Source organism: [Clostridium] fimetarium, assembly GCF_900111235.1.
GTDB classification, from domain to species: Bacteria; Bacillota; Clostridia; order Lachnospirales; family Lachnospiraceae; genus Clostridium_N; species Clostridium_N fimetarium.
On the sequence record NZ_FOJI01000008.1, the window covers coordinates 198,448 to 216,333 of the forward strand.

At 33.8% G+C, this 17,886-nt stretch carries 13 protein-coding genes and 1 rRNA gene; 2 read left to right on the plus strand and 12 right to left on the minus strand.

What is annotated here, in order from left to right; all coding sequences use genetic code 11:
* Nucleotides 1–14 precede the first annotated feature (14 nt).
* The 10 genes from BMY18_RS11745 to BMY18_RS11785 all read right to left on the minus strand — a co-directional run bounded on the left by BMY18_RS11745 (nucleotide 15) and on the right by BMY18_RS11785 (nucleotide 14,090).
* On the minus strand, nucleotides 15–1,553 hold the full coding sequence (locus tag BMY18_RS11745; RefSeq protein WP_092454225.1) for a chitobiase/beta-hexosaminidase C-terminal domain-containing protein: 1,539 nt from the start codon (nucleotides 1,551–1,553) through the stop codon (nucleotides 15–17).
* Between the two features lie 375 nt (nucleotides 1,554–1,928).
* Nucleotides 1,929–3,140, minus strand: coding sequence for an ABC transporter permease (locus BMY18_RS11750; protein ID WP_092454227.1), 1,212 nt, complete (start codon nucleotides 3,138–3,140; stop codon nucleotides 1,929–1,931).
* Nucleotides 3,141–3,917, minus strand: coding sequence for an ABC transporter ATP-binding protein (locus BMY18_RS11755; RefSeq protein ID WP_092454229.1), 777 nt, complete (start codon nucleotides 3,915–3,917; stop codon nucleotides 3,141–3,143).
* 163 nt (nucleotides 3,918–4,080) lie between these two features.
* Nucleotides 4,081–4,461: a hypothetical protein gene (locus BMY18_RS11760; protein WP_092454231.1), complete on the minus strand. Its 381-nt coding sequence runs from the start codon at nucleotides 4,459–4,461 to the stop codon at nucleotides 4,081–4,083.
* 107 nt (nucleotides 4,462–4,568) lie between these two features.
* Nucleotides 4,569–4,709, minus strand: coding sequence for a hypothetical protein (locus BMY18_RS21065; RefSeq protein ID WP_170841386.1), 141 nt, complete (start codon nucleotides 4,707–4,709; stop codon nucleotides 4,569–4,571).
* Nucleotides 4,710–4,868: 159 nt separating this feature from the next.
* Entirely contained in the window at nucleotides 4,869–8,657 is a 3,789-nt protein-coding gene (locus tag BMY18_RS11765) for an Ig-like domain-containing protein (protein WP_170841387.1), read from the minus strand.
* Nucleotides 8,658–9,119: 462 nt separating this feature from the next.
* A complete protein-coding gene (locus BMY18_RS11770) occupies nucleotides 9,120–10,151 on the minus strand; it encodes a sugar kinase (RefSeq protein WP_092454235.1) in 1,032 nt (343 codons plus the stop codon).
* A 113-nt stretch (nucleotides 10,152–10,264) separates the two neighbouring features.
* Nucleotides 10,265–10,909 (minus strand): bifunctional 2-keto-4-hydroxyglutarate aldolase/2-keto-3-deoxy-6-phosphogluconate aldolase, encoded by a 645-nt coding sequence (locus BMY18_RS11775; RefSeq protein WP_092454237.1) that lies wholly within the window; start codon nucleotides 10,907–10,909, stop codon nucleotides 10,265–10,267.
* Between the two features lie 123 nt (nucleotides 10,910–11,032).
* Nucleotides 11,033–12,514: a UxaA family hydrolase gene (locus BMY18_RS11780; RefSeq protein WP_092454239.1), complete on the minus strand. Its 1,482-nt coding sequence runs from the start codon at nucleotides 12,512–12,514 to the stop codon at nucleotides 11,033–11,035.
* 103 nt (nucleotides 12,515–12,617) lie between these two features.
* The gene (locus tag BMY18_RS11785; protein ID WP_092454241.1) at nucleotides 12,618–14,090 is read right to left on the minus strand and encodes a tagaturonate reductase; all 1,473 of its coding nucleotides are present in this window, start codon (nucleotides 14,088–14,090) and stop codon (nucleotides 12,618–12,620) included.
* Between the two features lie 675 nt (nucleotides 14,091–14,765).
* Between BMY18_RS11785 and BMY18_RS11790 the strand changes: the two genes are divergently transcribed.
* The gene (locus BMY18_RS11790; RefSeq protein ID WP_092454242.1) at nucleotides 14,766–15,773 is read left to right on the plus strand and encodes a LacI family DNA-binding transcriptional regulator; all 1,008 of its coding nucleotides are present in this window, start codon (nucleotides 14,766–14,768) and stop codon (nucleotides 15,771–15,773) included.
* A gap of 20 nt (nucleotides 15,774–15,793) precedes the next feature.
* Nucleotides 15,794–17,200, plus strand: coding sequence for a glucuronate isomerase (uxaC, locus tag BMY18_RS11795; protein WP_092454244.1), 1,407 nt, complete (start codon nucleotides 15,794–15,796; stop codon nucleotides 17,198–17,200).
* A gap of 87 nt (nucleotides 17,201–17,287) precedes the next feature.
* On the opposite strand, the gene BMY18_RS11800 is transcribed toward uxaC, so the two are convergent.
* A complete protein-coding gene (locus BMY18_RS11800; protein ID WP_092454246.1) occupies nucleotides 17,288–17,455 on the minus strand; it encodes a DUF1540 domain-containing protein in 168 nt (55 codons plus the stop codon).
* A 348-nt stretch (nucleotides 17,456–17,803) separates the two neighbouring features.
* Nucleotides 17,804–17,886 (minus strand): 23S ribosomal RNA (locus tag BMY18_RS11805); the annotation flags it as partial.

The following is a 17,886-nucleotide window of genomic DNA, read 5'->3' on the forward strand; positions in this document are numbered from 1 at the left end:
TGATAATTTAACAATTAATACTCTGTAGCGGAAAATTCCCCACCACTCTCAGTAACTTTATAACATAGACCACTTTTAACATCAATACCATAATAATTGGTTTGTCTAACTTTTGATAAATTATAAGAAGTAATATACATATCTATATTTTTAATTGTTTTTCTTGTATTATATATAAATTCTACTGTCTTACCATCCTTAAATGTAATACCGTCAGCTTTCAAATCACCAGTAGCCTTCATCCTAGCTTTCAGTAGTACTAATGATTCATCAAATGTATATATTTTTGTAGCTACAACGTTGTAGTTTCTACTAGAAATCGAACTACTTAGCCCATATTGATTAATAATTATCACTTTTACGACTGTATTACCTGGTGGCATAATAAATGCTTCTTTATATGGAGTTGAATCCTTTGTTGGATCCTTTGTTGAATCCGTTTTGCTCTCAACTGTATAATATGCTGTATCTCCACTTTTCAGATTTGTAATCTCGATTTTTTGTCCTTCTTGATAAGTTCCTGTTACAGGTGATATATCGGGCGAGTCTGGAGCTTTGAAGTCAATGGTATATTTTTGTTCTAAAATGTTGCTTGCGGTTCCTATGTTATTCACAGCGATTGCTTTTACTGTAGTATCACCTTTTTTAATCTGAATTGCTTCAGAATATAATGAACTCTTTGAAGTTGGCTCCGTGCCATCTAAAGTATAGTAAATCTTATTTGATTCTGTTGATACTAATTCTAAACTAATTTCAACATCAAATTTTCCTGCTGCTTTTGATGCAGTAGGCACTGAAACGACATAACTAGCCAAATACTTTTGACCTTCTGTTCCTTCATATTTTCTGATTAATTCAGTAAGTTTATCTCCTTGTTTATTTGTAGCATAATTACTTGCAAGTGCAGTTAATGCCTTTTCATTATTGCTTTCATAAGATAAAATTTCTTTTAATTTTTCAATTGCTTTATCGTTATTTGCGACTCCTATGTAACAGTCATATAATTTGAATTTTAAGTCAATATTCTTTTTACTAGTATCAGCGACTTCTGCTTTTTCAAAATAAGGTAAAGCAGATTTGTAATCTTTGTCATTATAATACTCAACACCTTTTTCATAATTGTATTTATAAGAACTCTTATTTTTGTTATTCATAATGCTGGCCACAATAATAATAACCACAATAACAAGAATTACAGCACCTGACACTCCAGCAATAATAAGTTTTGTCTTTTTATCTAATTTCTTTTTTGGAGGTGAATTATTAACACCATTTGACATATTGGGAATCGTTTTTGTCTCATTGAAAGAAGCTTTGGGACCTCCATCCGAACCATTTCCCATTGTAACATTCCTACTAGGTATCTCTGGAATTGCTTGTGTCTTTGATTTTTCTTCGTCATATATTGATTTTGGGGGAATATTATTGTAGTCACTATTTTTCAATAAATTTCTATCAACAAATGCTTTTGCAACGGTAGTTTCTTCATCTATAAGTTTTTCAATTGATTTGGCTAATTCTTTATCTAATTCAAAATTGTCTTTATCATTCATAACTAGTCTCCTCGCAAATAATTATTTATAATAATACCACATTTGCTTAAAATAATCAATCTTTCCTGATTTTAATGACAAAATATCTGATGGTTTTAATAACAAAATTGGAACATCTACTTATATTAGTATTAGGAGTTTTGTTTATTTTATTTCATTTTATATTTTATTATTTTAATTTAATTTTTATACTTAGTACACAATAAACACACAAACAACAGCTATAATTGGCATTAGATAGTAAAGAAATTCTTTCTATCTCCCCCCCTCATATTTATTTAAAAACAGCACCTTCAAAATTCATTAGAATTAGAAGATGCTGTTTTGTATTGTTCAAAATTTAATCTATATCAATAACTATAACTATAACTATAACTATGCATTAAACATTACTTTCTCACTATTGAAAGCTTTTCCTATGCATACAGTAACTACTCCTGCTGCTGTAAATGTACTTGCTGCAGTAAGAACAAATTGCATCATCGTAATATCACCTGACAGAATCGCTTTTAAAGCAATAGCACTATTGTAAAGTGGAATTGCATATAAACCAACATTCGTTACCGATGTACCATACATTGTCATCATACCAGTTGCAATTATAACAAAATACAATGGCATTATAAATGTTGATGCTTCTTTTACTGATTTTGCATATACGGCTACTATACCAATAAGCGCAACATACAAGAAAACTAGACCAACCATTATAACTACAAGTTCAAAGATTTGCATTGGGGTGAATTTAATGGATAATCCAGATAAATCCATACCTGACCCTTTTGATTTAATCATGATTGGAATAGCTACCACCATTGTTATTACATATACTGCTGCTGAAATAACGGATAATATCATCAACGCAATTAATTTTCCCATTACAATTGATGTACGTTTTACTGGTGTCATTAAAAGACTTGCCATTGTTCCTCTTTCTTTTTCACCTGCAATCGTATCAATTCCTAAACTCATAGCGCCTATAAATAACACAATAGTGATAAGATATGGGAATAAAGAACCTAGCATTTTTCCTGTTGCTTTTGCCTCATCCTGAACTATACTTTGTTGAATATCAAATAACTTTACTTCATTAATGTTACCATATTTTGTAACTAATAAATTCTGTCTATATGCTTCAAGATAACTATTAACATATGTACTTTCGGCTGAAGCCGAATAGTCAACAGATGGATTATAATAAACCAAAACACTAGGTAAATCCCCCCCCCCTAAATCAGTAACTGATTTTGAGAAGTTATCAGGAAATACAATTAACAAATCTATCTTTTCTTTCAAAATATCCGTTTGAATAGATGATGTATCATCATTCACATTTAAAAATATGATGCCGTTTGAATTGCTGTCAACCTTACTCATGAGTGACTTAAATTCACTTGGCGCATTTTGAATATATACAGTAGATACATGCTTTTGAACGTCGCTAGATGCATTTTCTGCCATAGTTCCAACTAAAGTAAGCATACCTACAATCAGTATAATTGGGAGAATAAAAATTGAAAAAATCATTTTTTTATCCTTAAATATTCTATATAATTCTTTGGATAATACAGTCTTTATTGATTTCAATTATTTTTCCTCCTTGTGATTTTCTTTATATAATTGAAAAAATGCATCTTCTAAATCTCCAGCGTTTGTAGCTTCTAATATTTCTTTTATAGTTCCTTCTGCGATTTTTCTTCCATCAACAATAATTGCGATTCTATCACATAGTTTCTCTGCCTCAGACATGATATGTGTTGATATAATTACTAGCTTGCCTCTCTCTTTAAGTGCTTTCAAATAATCGGTAACTGAACGAGCTGTAATAATATCTAAACCCACTGTAGGTTCATCAAAAATGATTATTTCAGGATCATGCACAAGTGCTACTGCAATCGCAGCTTTTTGTTTCATACCAGTTGAAAGCTCTTCTATTTTTTTATCTTCAAACTCTTTTATTCCAAAATAATTAAATAATTCTTCTCTTCTGTGATCTAACTCAGATTGTTCCACATCATGCATTCTACCAAAAAAATTAAATAAATATTTGGCTGAAAATTGTGGATCAAGCTTAATTTCATTTGTTAGGAAGCCAATTTTCTTTCTGACTTCCATTGAATCAGAAACAGTATCAAACCCTGAAACTTTGACACTTCCGCCCGTAGGTTTTAAAAGTGTTGCAATACATCTTAATGTGGTAGTTTTACCTGCTCCATTTGGTCCTAATAGGCCAAAAATTTCGCCATTTTCAGCTTCAAAAGAAACCCCATCTACAGCAATTTTAGTATTCTTTTTTGTTTTTGCTTTTTGCATCTGCTTCTTACTAAGCTTATATATCTTTGTAAGATTTTCAATTTCTATCATTTTTTCGCTCCATTCCTATAATTTACTTGCCCTTTTGGTATGTTACCCATCTACATAACCATATCACTTTTATTTTTTTCTGTCAATATCTTTCATTTTTAATTTACCTAGTATAAACATGCTCAAAAGAGCTTATATATCTAATCATTTAATTTCAATTCAACTATTCATTTTTTGAGATAAAGTACATCTCATTATTCACCTCTATTGCTATTGTATCCTGCCTTAGCACTTTACAACAACCACTGCATAAATTATATAATTCCTGCTCATTAAGACAATTATCAGGTATATATGCATATACTACTTGCTCATGTATATTATATGCTACGTCATTTGCATTTTTAGGTTTATAACTACCAATCGCTTCTACTCTAGTACAACCACCATATCTTAATGTGAAGTAGTCTACTACCTTCCGACAACAAGCTTTATACAATATTTTATCCTTATAAAATTGATATCTATACCTATTCGCATGATAAAGATAAATCTTCGGTAAATAAATCCCGACTTTTATACTATATGGTTTTTGATCAAACATTAGTCTCCCTCCTTACCCCTTTAATATACGTGAAAATTCACTCTAATTATTCCCACTTTACAGTTAAAGTTACTTCTTTTTTAATATAAATCCCACTAATTTATAATTCACATAAGATTCCTTACCCTACTATCCCATTCCCCCCAAGTTTCCGCCTTTGATTTTTCCGCCTTTGGTTTTCCGCCTTTGTTTTTTCCGCCTTTCCGCCTTTCCGCCTTTCCGCCCTCCAACGCACAGAAAAAGCTCATATATTCCTCAAATGTCCGCCATTTGCCGTTACAGCCTCACGATATTGTCTACAGGCGGTTGACACCATTTTCAAGGTGTCAAACCGAATGCAGACAATATCGTAAGGCTGTAGAGGCAATGCGCGAACATGAGGAATATATGAGCTTTTTCGTCCGTCCTTATTTTATATTAGTTACTCTTACCACACAAGTTAAAGTTTTCCCATCAACTGTTGCTGTAATTGTTGTTGTACCTGCCATTCTAGCAACGATATGTCCAGAAGATGTAATGGTTGCAACTCTTGGATTCGCTGTTCTCCAAGATATAGCTGTAACAGCACCATCAACGGCCAAATCAAATGTATCATATTGTTCAAGTGATATACTACTCTGACTTATTGCCATTGAATGTACTATACAAGTAGATTCTACATTATTCAAACCACCTGAAATCACAATATCTGCAGTACCTGGTCCAACAGTAGTAATTCTACCACTATCATCTACAACTACGATAGATGTATCTGTTGAATACCAAGATACCGACTCTGTTGTATTTGTAGGTGTGATTCTAGCCGTTAACTGCCTTGTCTTACCAGATAACATTGTGATCTCTTTTGAATTAATTTTAAGTGATGTTATCTTAATAATTGGTGTTACATATACTGAGCAAGATGCTTTTATACTATTTCCATCATTAGAAACTGCTGTTATTTTAGCTTTACCAACTCCAACTGCAAACACTTCACCGTCGCCATCTACTGTAGCAATCGCTTCATTAGACGAAACCCATGTTACATTTTTAATGGTTGCTCCTTCTGGATATACTGTAGCATATGCCTTCTGCGAATCACCAACCAGTAATTTAATTGTATCTGGTTCTACTGAAATCGAAGTAACAGGTATTACTGCTCTAATTACACACGATGCACTTACACCGCTTCCATCTGAAGCTGTAGCCGTTACAACCGCATTACCAGGGCTATTAGCATATAAATGTCCATTTGCATCAACTGACACTACATTGGAGTCTGAGGAAGTCCAAACTACATTTTTATTGGTTGCAGAATCTCTTGTAACCGTAGCTGTTAAATTCAATGCAGTTCCTATATTCATGAATTTATTTGTTTCATTTAATGAAATCGTCGAAACATATTCTTTGACATCTATCGATACAGTAGCCGTAAGTTTAACTTCATCTGTTGTAACTATGACAATACAGCTTCCACCTTTGATGGCCGTAACGATTCCATTTTCGTCTACACTTGCTATTGTTGCATCGCTTGACTGATATGTAACTTTTTTATTTTGTGCATCAATAGGTAATACATTAGGTATAATTGCATATTTAGAACCTACCCACATCTCCTGATATGTTGAATTCAAAGTAAGTCCTGTAACGGGTTGCGTAATTGTTACAACACAAAATCCTGTAAGTCCTGTATCTGTATTAGTAGCTATGATAGTAACAATTCCAGGATTAACTGCTGTTACTTTACCATCTTTGTCTACCGTAGCTAATTTTGTATCAGTACTTGACCAAGTTACTATCTTGTTATCTGCGCTCTCTGGAAGAGCAGTTGCATTTAACCAGAACACTTGACCCTTGCGAACTGTAGTTTCCGAAGCATTTAACACAACACTTGTAACTGGCTGCTTAACATAAACATTACACATTGCAGTAACTCCGCCATCTAATGTCTTACAAAGAATTGTTGCATTCCCAGTTCCTACCGCTTGAACAAGTCCATTGGAATCCACTACTAAAATATTCGTATTAGATGATGTCCAGGCTACTGCTCTATTAGAAGCTGTAATAGGAAGTACCTCAGCCGTAATTCTTAACTTTCCACCAAGTGACATGATTGCATCCGTATAATCTAATGAAACAGTTTTTACTGGAATACTTACGAAGAAATTACAAGTCGCAATAAATGACCCATCTTCTGTTTTACAAATAATAGTTGCATATCCAGGTTTTACATACTTTACAAGACCATTTGCATCTACTGTAACAATAGTCGGATCGGAAGAGGTCCATGTGACTTTTCTATTAACACCATCGCCTGAAGGCAACACAGTCGCGCTTAATTGATAGCTACCAATAGACATTTCAGAATATACAGTTGTTTGATTTAAGCTGACACCAGTAACGGGTTCTCTTACATATACATCACAACTGGCAACTTTCAATCCATCCATTGTAACCACAGAAATCGTTGATGTACCACCTTTTACGGCTGTTACGGTTGCTGTCTTACTATCACCCTTTACGGTTGCAACATCTGTATTAGATGAAGTCCATAGTACTTTATCATTAAACGGTGTTGAAGGATTAAATATTACCTGAACTATATCAGTTTTTCCCCTATTAATATTAAGAGAAGTAGGGTTTAAAGTGACTACCCCAACCGGTGTCCTTACATATATAAGGCACTCTGCAGTTTTTATTAATCCCTTAATATTTTGGGTTGCAACAACTCTTACAATACCAGATGCGACACCTGTTATTGTTAATGTCTTGCCGTCTGTGCTTGTCGTTGTAGACACAACCTGATATGTTGGTGGTGTCTGTCCAATTTCTGCTTCATTTGTAACTTTAAATGATATAACCGCATTACTCGTTGTTGTAAGCGCCTTTAAACCATATGACTCACCTATATTAATTTCTTTACTTGTTGTGCTAAGTCCAAATGAATCAATTACTTGAATAGTCATCGATACTGAATAAGTTTCACCATATTTATTAGTCTGGTTATTAATATCTGTTGGCCTTGCAACTGAAATTGTTGCCGTTCCGCTTCCTACTGCTGTAACTAATCCATTAGCATCAACTGTTAAAACTTTATTATCACTAGTTGTCCAAGTAAGTTCGCCTTTCTTACCACTACAGCTTAATTGAAATGTATCTGTTACATTCATATTCTCAACTGAATTCAACCATTTAAATGGTGTTATGACTGTTATCGTATCAAAACTTCCTGGTAAAAATGTTTTGTTTCCGCCAACATCGGTAACTTGAATACCAGCCTTAAGTGCAGTTACACCGGCATACAATCCAAGAACCTCTCCATTACCATATGCAGTTAAAATTGATGCATCACCTGATTCCCATATTGCACCTGACTGGCTAGGAGTAATAACATTACTTTTAATTAACGTTCTTTCAAATGCAACAAATGGAGTTTTATCGAGGGTTATAATTCTCTCTCCACTACTACTAACTGCTCCATCCGTAAAATCCACTTTTGCGTTTACCGTGAATGAATATGTAAGATTGTTATTTCCGTCTCCATCTGCTGTTCTGATTGTAACTTTAGCTGATCCACCTCCGACAATACTTAATGTTGCATTGTTGTAAGCTGAATTAACGACCTTCACTACTCCAGTATTTGAAGTTTCAATTACCGACGCATTGTCTGTATATGTATTAGTTGTAATATTAACGGTATCACCAAGTGAGTATATCTTTCCGCTAATATTTGAGTTTCCAGCATTGTCGATTAGTGTTACAATCAATGGCACTACTGAATCCAAACTTGCAGTAGAAATATTTTCTTTTTGCGTTACAATACCATTAGCATCATATACTTTTGAATAATATGTTGCTGAAATCTTTGCTATACCAGCAAAATTAGCATGTATAACTGAAGAATTACCGTTCACAAGTTCTGAATAACCTGATTGTGCAGTTGCATCAACAAAATTCATTATACTCTTGTCATCTGTTGTCCATTCCACATTAGCTGGAATAGGTGATTTATCATTAGGATTTGGGTTATTATCATCTGTACCTGTCATGTTAACAGATAGTGTAGCAGTATTGCCTTGAACGACTACAACATTCGTATTAACCATCGTCAGTTTGACATTTGTACTCGCACTTACATATGCAATATAAACACCAATTAATATACAGGCCATCACTCCTCCTGCTATTATCTTCCATATTTTTCGCAATCTTCTCATGTAATCCTCTTTTCTAGAGATTTTATACCACATTTTAAATTTATCATGTGGCTAATGTATTTTTCCTACATAATATACCTGTCTTATATCATTAATATAATAATCATAATTTACTTTTCATTACAATATAACTCTATTTTATTATCGGCAATATTTATTTATAAGTTTATAGTAAATTCACAATTATTTCAATCTAAATACACAATATTTTCTAAAAAAGTCGATAAGTTATACTAGGGGTTGTGGTATGGGTGAAAAAAGAGGTAAAACAAAAGATAAAAAGATATAAAATGAGATAGTTTATTGAGCGTAAGCAATGAGAAATACGCTTCGCGTATTTTCATCGCGGCATTCGTAATATAAAAAAAACCAGGACCGGCCAAAAGAAAGCGAGCTTTCTTTTGGCCGGTCCTGGTTTTTTCCATATTACTCATTGCTTACGCGGTCATTGCTGACGCGGATTTATCTTTGTACTCGGCCTGATGCGTCGCCGCCCATGAGAGCTTCAACTTCAGATTTTGATACAAGGTTGAAATCACCAAGAATTGTGTGCTTAAGAGCTGAAGCTGCAACACCAAATTCAAGTGCTTTTCTGAAATCATCTGGATAATCTAATAAACCACAAATTGTTCCACCTGCGAATGAATCTCCACCACCAACACGGTCAACAATTCTAACATCGTATTTTGTTGAATGATAGAATTCTTTTGTTTTAGCTTGGTAGATACAAGCTGACCAGCCATTATCTGATGCTGAGTAGCTTTCACGAAGTGAACTAATAACATATTTGAAGTTGAATTTATCAACCATTTGCTCGAAGATTGATTGGTAACCAGCAAGTTCAAGTTCGCCAGTTGTTACGTCTGTGTTACCTGGTTTGAAGCCTAATACTTTTTCAGCATCTTCTTCATTACCAATACATACGTCAACATACTGCATAAGGTTAGACATAACCTTTTGTGCTTTTTCTGATGACCATAATTTTTTACGGAAGTTAAGATCTACTGATACAGTAATTCCTTTTGCTTTCGCTACTTTAAGTGCTGCTTCTGTAACTTCTGCTGCTAAATCTGAAATAGCTGGAGTAATTCCTGTGAAATGGAACCAATCAGCGCCTTCAAATATTTTTTCAAAATCGAAATCATCAACTGTAGCTGTTGACATTGAAGAATAAGCTCTATCATAAACTACTTTAGAAGCTCTCATTGAAGCGCCAGTCTCTAAGAAATAGATACCAAGTCTTTCGCCACCAATAGGCATATTGTCTGTCTTTACGTTCATTTTACGAAGAGCTGCAATTGCACATTCACCGATTTCGTTAGCAGGAACTTTACATACGAATTCAGCTTCATGTCCATAATTAGCAAGTGATACAGCAACGTTAGCTTCACCACCGCCATAAACTACATCAAATTCATCTGCTTGAATAAATTTTTCGAATCCTGGAGTAGATAATCTTAACATGATCTCTCCCATTGTCACTACTTTAGCCATTTTGAAATTCTCCTTTAAAATCATAATATTTTACATACAACAAAGCAGAACAGTGTTCTGCTTTGTAATTAACAGTTACAAATTTAAAAATCTGCATCTTTACTTTTTATAAACTAAGCTCTAGCTGCTGCAACTGCTTTAACAAATTCTTGAGCTTTTGCTGTAACTGCAGCAAAATCGCCCTTACTAGCGCCCTTTGTCAAGCTACTTCCTGTACCAACTGCACAAGCTCCTGCTTTGATCCAATCAGCAACATTCGGAACATCAACTCCGCCTGAAGGCATGAACTCAGCTTGTGGAAGAGGTCCTTTGAATGAGCTAATAGCTGAAGGTCCAACCAAGTTACCTGGGAATATTTTAATCACATCACATCCAAGCTCTAATGCTTGAATAGCTTCTGTTGGTGATAATACACCTGGAAGCATAGGTATTCTATATCTATTGCATAAAGTGATTGTTGCTGGGTTTAAGCCTGGGCTTACTACATACTGTGCTCCTGCTAAAATTACAGCTCTTGCTGTTTCAGGATCAAGAACTGTACCAGCTCCGATAACTACATCTTTGTTACTAGCATATTTTTCGCACATAGCTTTGATAATATCAACAGCACCTGGAACTGTCATTGTAATTTCGATGAAATTGATTCCACCAGCAATGATAGCATCGATGATTTTTTCACCTTGTTCCTTATTTTCAGCACGAACAACAGCTACTAAACACTCTTTTTTCATGTTTAAGATTACTTCTTCTTTTTTCATTTAAATGATCTCCTTTTATACTAGTGCAGTTTGTACTACACAATATCCTTTTATTTTAATATTTAAGACAATATTTGTCAACATTCTCAGAGAAAAACATTGTATATTTCGAAGTGCAATGTGTTAAAGTGTTACACCTAGCTTAAATATTGCTAAATCATGGAATCCTAATTCTTCCGCTTTAACCAGTTTACCTGAAGCAACTGCTAATACATAATCAAGTAATTCTTGTGAAAGTTCATCCATACTCTTATCTTCAACCAATCGACCCGCATTGAAATCAATCCAATTGCGTTTCTTAGTAGCGATCAAAGTATTACTTGAAATCTTAACCGTTGGAACTGGTGATGCAAAAGGAGTACCACGTCCAGTTGTAAATAACACAATATGCGCGCCTGAAGCAGCTAATGCTGTTGCAGCCACTAAATCATTGCCTGGTGCACTTAAAAGATTAAGACCTTTTGTTGCAACGATTTCACCATATGCTAAAACACCTTTGACAAGTGAGGTTCCTGATTTTTGTATACATCCCAATGACTTATCTTCGAGCGTCGAAATTCCACCCTTTTTATTACCAGGTGAAGGATTTTCATATATCGTTTGATTATTTGCCACATAATAATTTTTAAAATCATTAATTAAATCTACTGTTTTATGAAATAATACTTCGTTTTTACAACGATCCATAAGAATTGTCTCAGCTCCAAACATCTCAGGTACTTCTGTAAGAATTGTTGTTCCGCCTTTAGAGACAAGCATATCAGAAAACGCTCCTACAACAGGGTTCGCAGTAATACCTGATAAACCATCAGATCCACCACATTTCATACCAACGATAAGTTCTTTTGCATTAATTTTTTCTCTTTTAAATGTCGAAGCATATTGAAATAATTGATCCATATATTCAAGTGAAACTTCCATTTCATCTTCTACATCTTGAACTTGAAGGAATTTTACTCTGTCTTCATTATACTCACCAATATATTTTTTAAGAATTTCTATATTACTGTTTTCACAACCAAGACCAAGTACAAGTACGGCTCCAGCATTTGGATGATTAACCAAATCAGCTAAAATTTTTCTCGTATACTCCTGATCCTCGCCCATCTGTGAACAGCCATAAGGATGAGGAAATGCAATAACATCTTCAACATTTGCAGGTTTTAAAGCTTTTGCAGTAGCTTCGATTGCTTTTGCAATTGAATTAACACATCCAACAGTTGGAATAATCCAAACTTCATTACGAACGCCAACTTTTCCATTTTCTCTTATGAAGCCATCGAAATAAGCATCTTGTGTAGAAGTTACATCTGTACCTGTTGGATGATATGAATATTCAACAACTTCTCCAAGCGCTGTTTTTAAATTATGCGTATGAATCCATCCACCTACCGAAATATCTACCTGCGCATATCCTATTCTAAAGCCATATTTTATAACAGAATCACCTTTTGCAATCGCTTTAATTGCAAATTTGTGTCCCTGAGGAATATCTTCAACAGTAGTAACAGCTATTCCTGCCACATCAATTGTTGTTCCCATTGCAATTGGTTTTAGTGCAACCGCAACATTGTCATTCACATTAATCCTGATAAAATCTTGCATATTTACCTCCACTAATTATTATTGTCCTTAGTTACTAATATTATTAAATTTATTAGCAAAGTGGGTACATGCGCTCCACTTTGCTAATAAATTGAACAGTTCTTTATTTTACTAATTCTTCAACAACAGCTCTCATTCCTTTTGCTCTAATATCAGTGATATAAGAAGTAACTGCATCAACTAATCCAGAAACCTTTGTAAGGTCCTGACCGAAGAATTTTTCTGTGCTTAAAAATGCCTGAGTAAATTCTTTAGGTGACTTTGAAGAGTTAGCCTTAAAGAAATCAAGAACATCTTTATCATCACGGATTGTATATTCTTCACCATTTCTATTGCCAACTAAGCTCATTTCTCCAGCTTTTTGGGATGTGTAAAAGCTCATTAATGCAGCAATTGAGAAAGTTAAATACTTAGGAAGTTTCCCGAATTTTTCTACATATCCTAAAAATGAAGGTAAACAACGTGCTTCCCATTTTGATACTGAGTTAAGAGATATATCTAATAATTTGTGCTTGATAAATGGATTTTGGAATCTTTCACTTACAGCAGCTGCAAATTCCTTACAATCTTCTGGTGATAATGATAATGTAGGAATTACTTCATCAAATAATGTTTCTTCCATATACTTTCTAATTGTTGGATCATCCATTGACTGTTTAACAAGATCGTTGCCAGCGAGGAATGAAGCAAGTACGAAAGATGTATGTGAACCATTCAGGATTCTAACTTTTCTTTCTTTGTATGGGTGATGATCTTTTGTAAATACAACTGGAAGTCCAGCTTCATTAAATGGAAGTTCTTTCCTAAGTGCATCAAGATCTTTATCACTTTCGATAACCCATAAGCCAAAGATTTCTGCTGTAACAATCAATTGATCTTCATAGCCAAACTCTTCACATAAAGCATCTGCTTCATCTCTTGGATATCCTGGAACAATTCTATCAACAAGTGTACTGCAAAACGAACAAGCTGATTCAAGCCAAGCTTTGAATTCATCTCCTAATTCCCAAAGATCAACAAACTGCATAATACACTTTTTAAGGTTAATACCATTATCAGCAATCAGTTCACAAGGAATTAAGATAAGACCTTTATCCTGTGCGCCATTAAATGCTTTAAATCTATCAAATAAGATTTTTGTTAATTTACCAGGATATGTCTTAGGAGGTAACGCATTAAAATCATCTGTTTCATCAAATACGATACCAGCTTCAGTTGTGTTAGAAACGACAAATCTGAGTGTTTCACACTTCGCATAATCTTCATACTTTTGATAATCTTCAATCGCGGCAACTGCATCTACTACTGATGTAATGATACGAGTAACTTTTTTAGGTTGTCCATTCTCAAAGCCTCTTAATTGAAGTGTATACTGACATTCTTGCTCATGAAATCTATCAAGGTTACCAAATTGAATTGGTTTAACGATAACTACACCGCCATTAAAATCGGTTTTTTCATTGGTTACATCAAACATATAATCAACGAATGCTCTAAGAAAGTTACCTTCACCAAACTGAAGAACCTTAACTGGTCTATCAACTGCTTTTGAAATCTGTTTGTTTAATCTTTGCATTATATTTCTCCTTTATTATTTGGGGGGATTATCCCTATTTTTCATAATTCATAAGCCTACAAAACATTTTAAATATACACTTAATCACATTATTTGAATCATTTGTAAAGTCAATTGCAAATATATTGTAAGCGCTTACATTTATTATTTTAACGTTAAAATAAAAATATGTCAATGCTAATTTTAATAATTTTTTATTTTAAGTTTGGTATATTTCAAAAAGTTATATTGTTATATTCATTTGAGCTTTAAAACTTATTTCATAACGTAACCGTGAATAATAATTTATCATTATGTGTTTCGCCGCCGACCGGCTGAAAGCAGTGCTTATATTTTCCGCGAAAGCACAAGTCAAGCTGACATGCTTGCATGTCAATTTGACGACGCTCGCGAACCGAAGCAGTATGCTTCGGTTGCAAAGACTCAGATGAAAATCGAACGAAGTGAGACTTTTCATCATCTCTGAGGCTTGCAAAAAAACATACTGCTTGAAGGAAAGGCAAGGCAAAACACATAATGATAAATTATTATTCACTCGATACCTCCCCATAAATTTTATACTCCAATCAATTTTTAAATATTTTTTGGATTTACCCTTGTTTTTATGTTTTTGCCATTGTATAATCAAATTATCGACATGTAAGTACTTACATTATTAAGGATTGGGGAATTTCAATGAACATATATGACGTTTCGGAAAAAGCCGGCGTTTCAATTGCTACTGTATCAAGAGTTATTAACGGCAACTCCAATGTAAGTGAAAAAACAAAGCTGCGTGTTCTTTCTGTTATGGAAGAACTAGGATACACGCCAAATGTATTTGCGAGAGGATTAGGTCTTAATACAATGAAAACCATTGGAATTATGTGCACTGATTCATCTGATATTTATCTTGCAAATGCAGTATATTTTCTCGAGCGTGAGCTTAGATTCAACGCCTACGATTCCATTTTATGTTGTACTGGTACCAGTTTAGAAAATAAGATGCAATATCTTAACCTATTACTTTCTAAGCGTGTTGACGGAATTATTTTGGTTGGTTCTAAATTTTTAAGTAGCGACCCAGATACTTCTGATAATGATTATATATTAAAGGCAGCAAAGCAATTACCAATTATGCTAGTAAATGGTCAACTTTCTGGAGATAATATATTTTGTACTCTGTGTGATGATAAATCTGCCGTTTATTCTGTTACAGATGATCTTATCAAAAGTGGACGAAAAAATATCGTTTATTTATATACGAGTACCTCCTATAGCGGAAAAGATAAATTATCTGGGTACAAAAAAGCATTGGAAGACAATCATTTAGAGGTTAATCCTGATTGTTTTCATATGTGCACAAAAAGCATTGTAAGAGCGAAGGAATATTTAAATGAACTATACTTAAATAATATTTCATTTGATGCTGTTGTTACTTCAGATGACTCTCTTGCTGTAGGTGCCGTCAAATTTGCATTTGAGCATAGCCTAAATATACCGAGCGATTTAAGTATTGTCGGTTATAATAATTCTGTGCTTGCAAACTGTACTGAACCAGAGCTTACGTCTATTGATAGCAAAGTGGAAACACTCTGCGTAACTGCTGTCGAATCTTTAATGAAAGTTTTTAGCGGTGGTAAAGTTCCAGAGCGAACTGTTATATCTGCCGATTTAATAAAACGAAACACAACTAATTTTTAACTCATAGGAGGAATTTAAACATGAAACAATTTATGGACAAAGATTTTTTACTTGAAACACCAACTGCTCAAACGCTCTATCACGACTTTGCTTCTAAAATGCCAGTCTTAGACTATCATTGTCACATCAATCCAAAAGAAATTGCTGATGACAGAAAGTTTCAAAATATCACTCAAATATGGCTTGGCGGTGATCATTACAAATGGCGTCAAATGCGTTCAAATGGCGTAGATGAATATTATATTACAGGTGATGCACCTGATAGAGAAAAGTTTCAAAAATGGGCTGAAACTCTTACAAAAGCAATTGGTAATCCACTTTACCATTGGAGTCATCTTGAACTTCAAAAATACTTTGGTTATACTGGTGCTCTTAATGCGGATACCGCTGAAGAAGTTTGGAATATCTGTAATGCGAAGCTTCAAGAAGATTCAATGACCGTACGTAATTTAATTAAACAATCTGGTGTTACTCTTATATGTACAACCGATGATCCTATTGATTCACTTGAATACCACAAACAAATTGCTGATGATACTTCATTTGATGTACAGGTACTTCCAGCTTGGAGACCTGACAAAGCAATGAATATTGAAAAGCCAGACTTTTTAGATTATATGAAGAAATTAAGCGATGTAAGTGGTGTTACTATCAATTCATTTGCTGACCTTAAAGAAGCATTGAAAGTTCGTTTAGCATTCTTCGCTTCTTATGGATGTAAAGCATCTGATCATGCGCTTGAATATGTAATGTACAAACCAGCAACGGATGTGCAAGTAGAAGCAATCTTTGCAAAACGTGCAACTGGTGAGCCTTTAACAGATATTGAAACAGCTCAGTTTAAGACTGCATTTATGGTATTTGTAGGTAAAGAATATAACAAATTAGGTTGGGCTATGCAGTTACATTATGGTACAATACGTGATAATAACCTATTCAAATTCAATAAATTAGGTCCAGATACTGGATTTGACTGCATCAACTCTTTTGATAGCTCTGCAGAAATGGCTCAGTTCCTTAACGCATTGAACTCAACTGATGAATTACCTAAAACAATTATTTACTCACTTAATCCTAATGCGAATGAAGCAATTGGAACTGTGATCGGTTGTTTCCAAGATTCATCAGCTGTTGGAAAGATTCAACAAGGCTCCGCTTGGTGGTTCAATGATCACAAGATTGGTATGATTAATCAAATGACTTCTCTTGCTAATTTAAGCTTACTTGGTAACTTCATTGGAATGCTTACAGATTCAAGAAGTTTCTTATCTTATACAAGACATGAATATTTCAGAAGAATCATGTGTAACCTCATCGGTGGATGGGTTGAAAATGGTGAATACCCAGCTGATATGAAAGTTCTTGGTGAAATGGTTCAAGACATTTCATACAACAATGCAGTTAAATATTTTGGTTTTAACTTATAATATTATACTATCATTTGTTTTTGAAATCAAAATAGAGCTACTGCAAAACTAAGATAATATTAGTTTTGCAGTAGCTCTATTTTTGATTTATTTAACTTTAAATGATTCACAATCTGTACATTTCACTTCAGTTGGTTCACTTTCATGAGTTCCTACCGAGATCTGGCTCAAAGCACAATAACTATCACCTTCTGCGTGATTCGTACACTGGTTTACTGAACATTTTATACTATGATTATAATTAGTTTTATCCATTATAAACACCTCCTATTATTTTGTTCAGAATTAGTATGTCTTTTAATTTGATAAATACTCAAACAATATTTAACAATTTAAAATAAAATTCATTTTTCCCTAATTTTGGACAACAAAAAACACAGTATTTACATACTGTGCAAAATAATTATAATATAAAAAAATAATTATTGTTCCTTCAAAACTGCATATTAAATATATCTATCATCCGTTTTTTTATCTTTATCTCTAAAGATAACTCTCTTGTATGTTCTATCCTATGACCATTGTCTTTGCTTCGCAAAGCCATTTTAAGTTGCTACGCAACTTATCTTAACTTTACTTTTAGTAGCAAAAACAATGTTTCGCTTGGTTAAGCCCTCGACCTATTAGTATTAGTCAGCTGAACACGTTACCATGCTTACACCTCTAACCTATCTACCTCGTAGTCT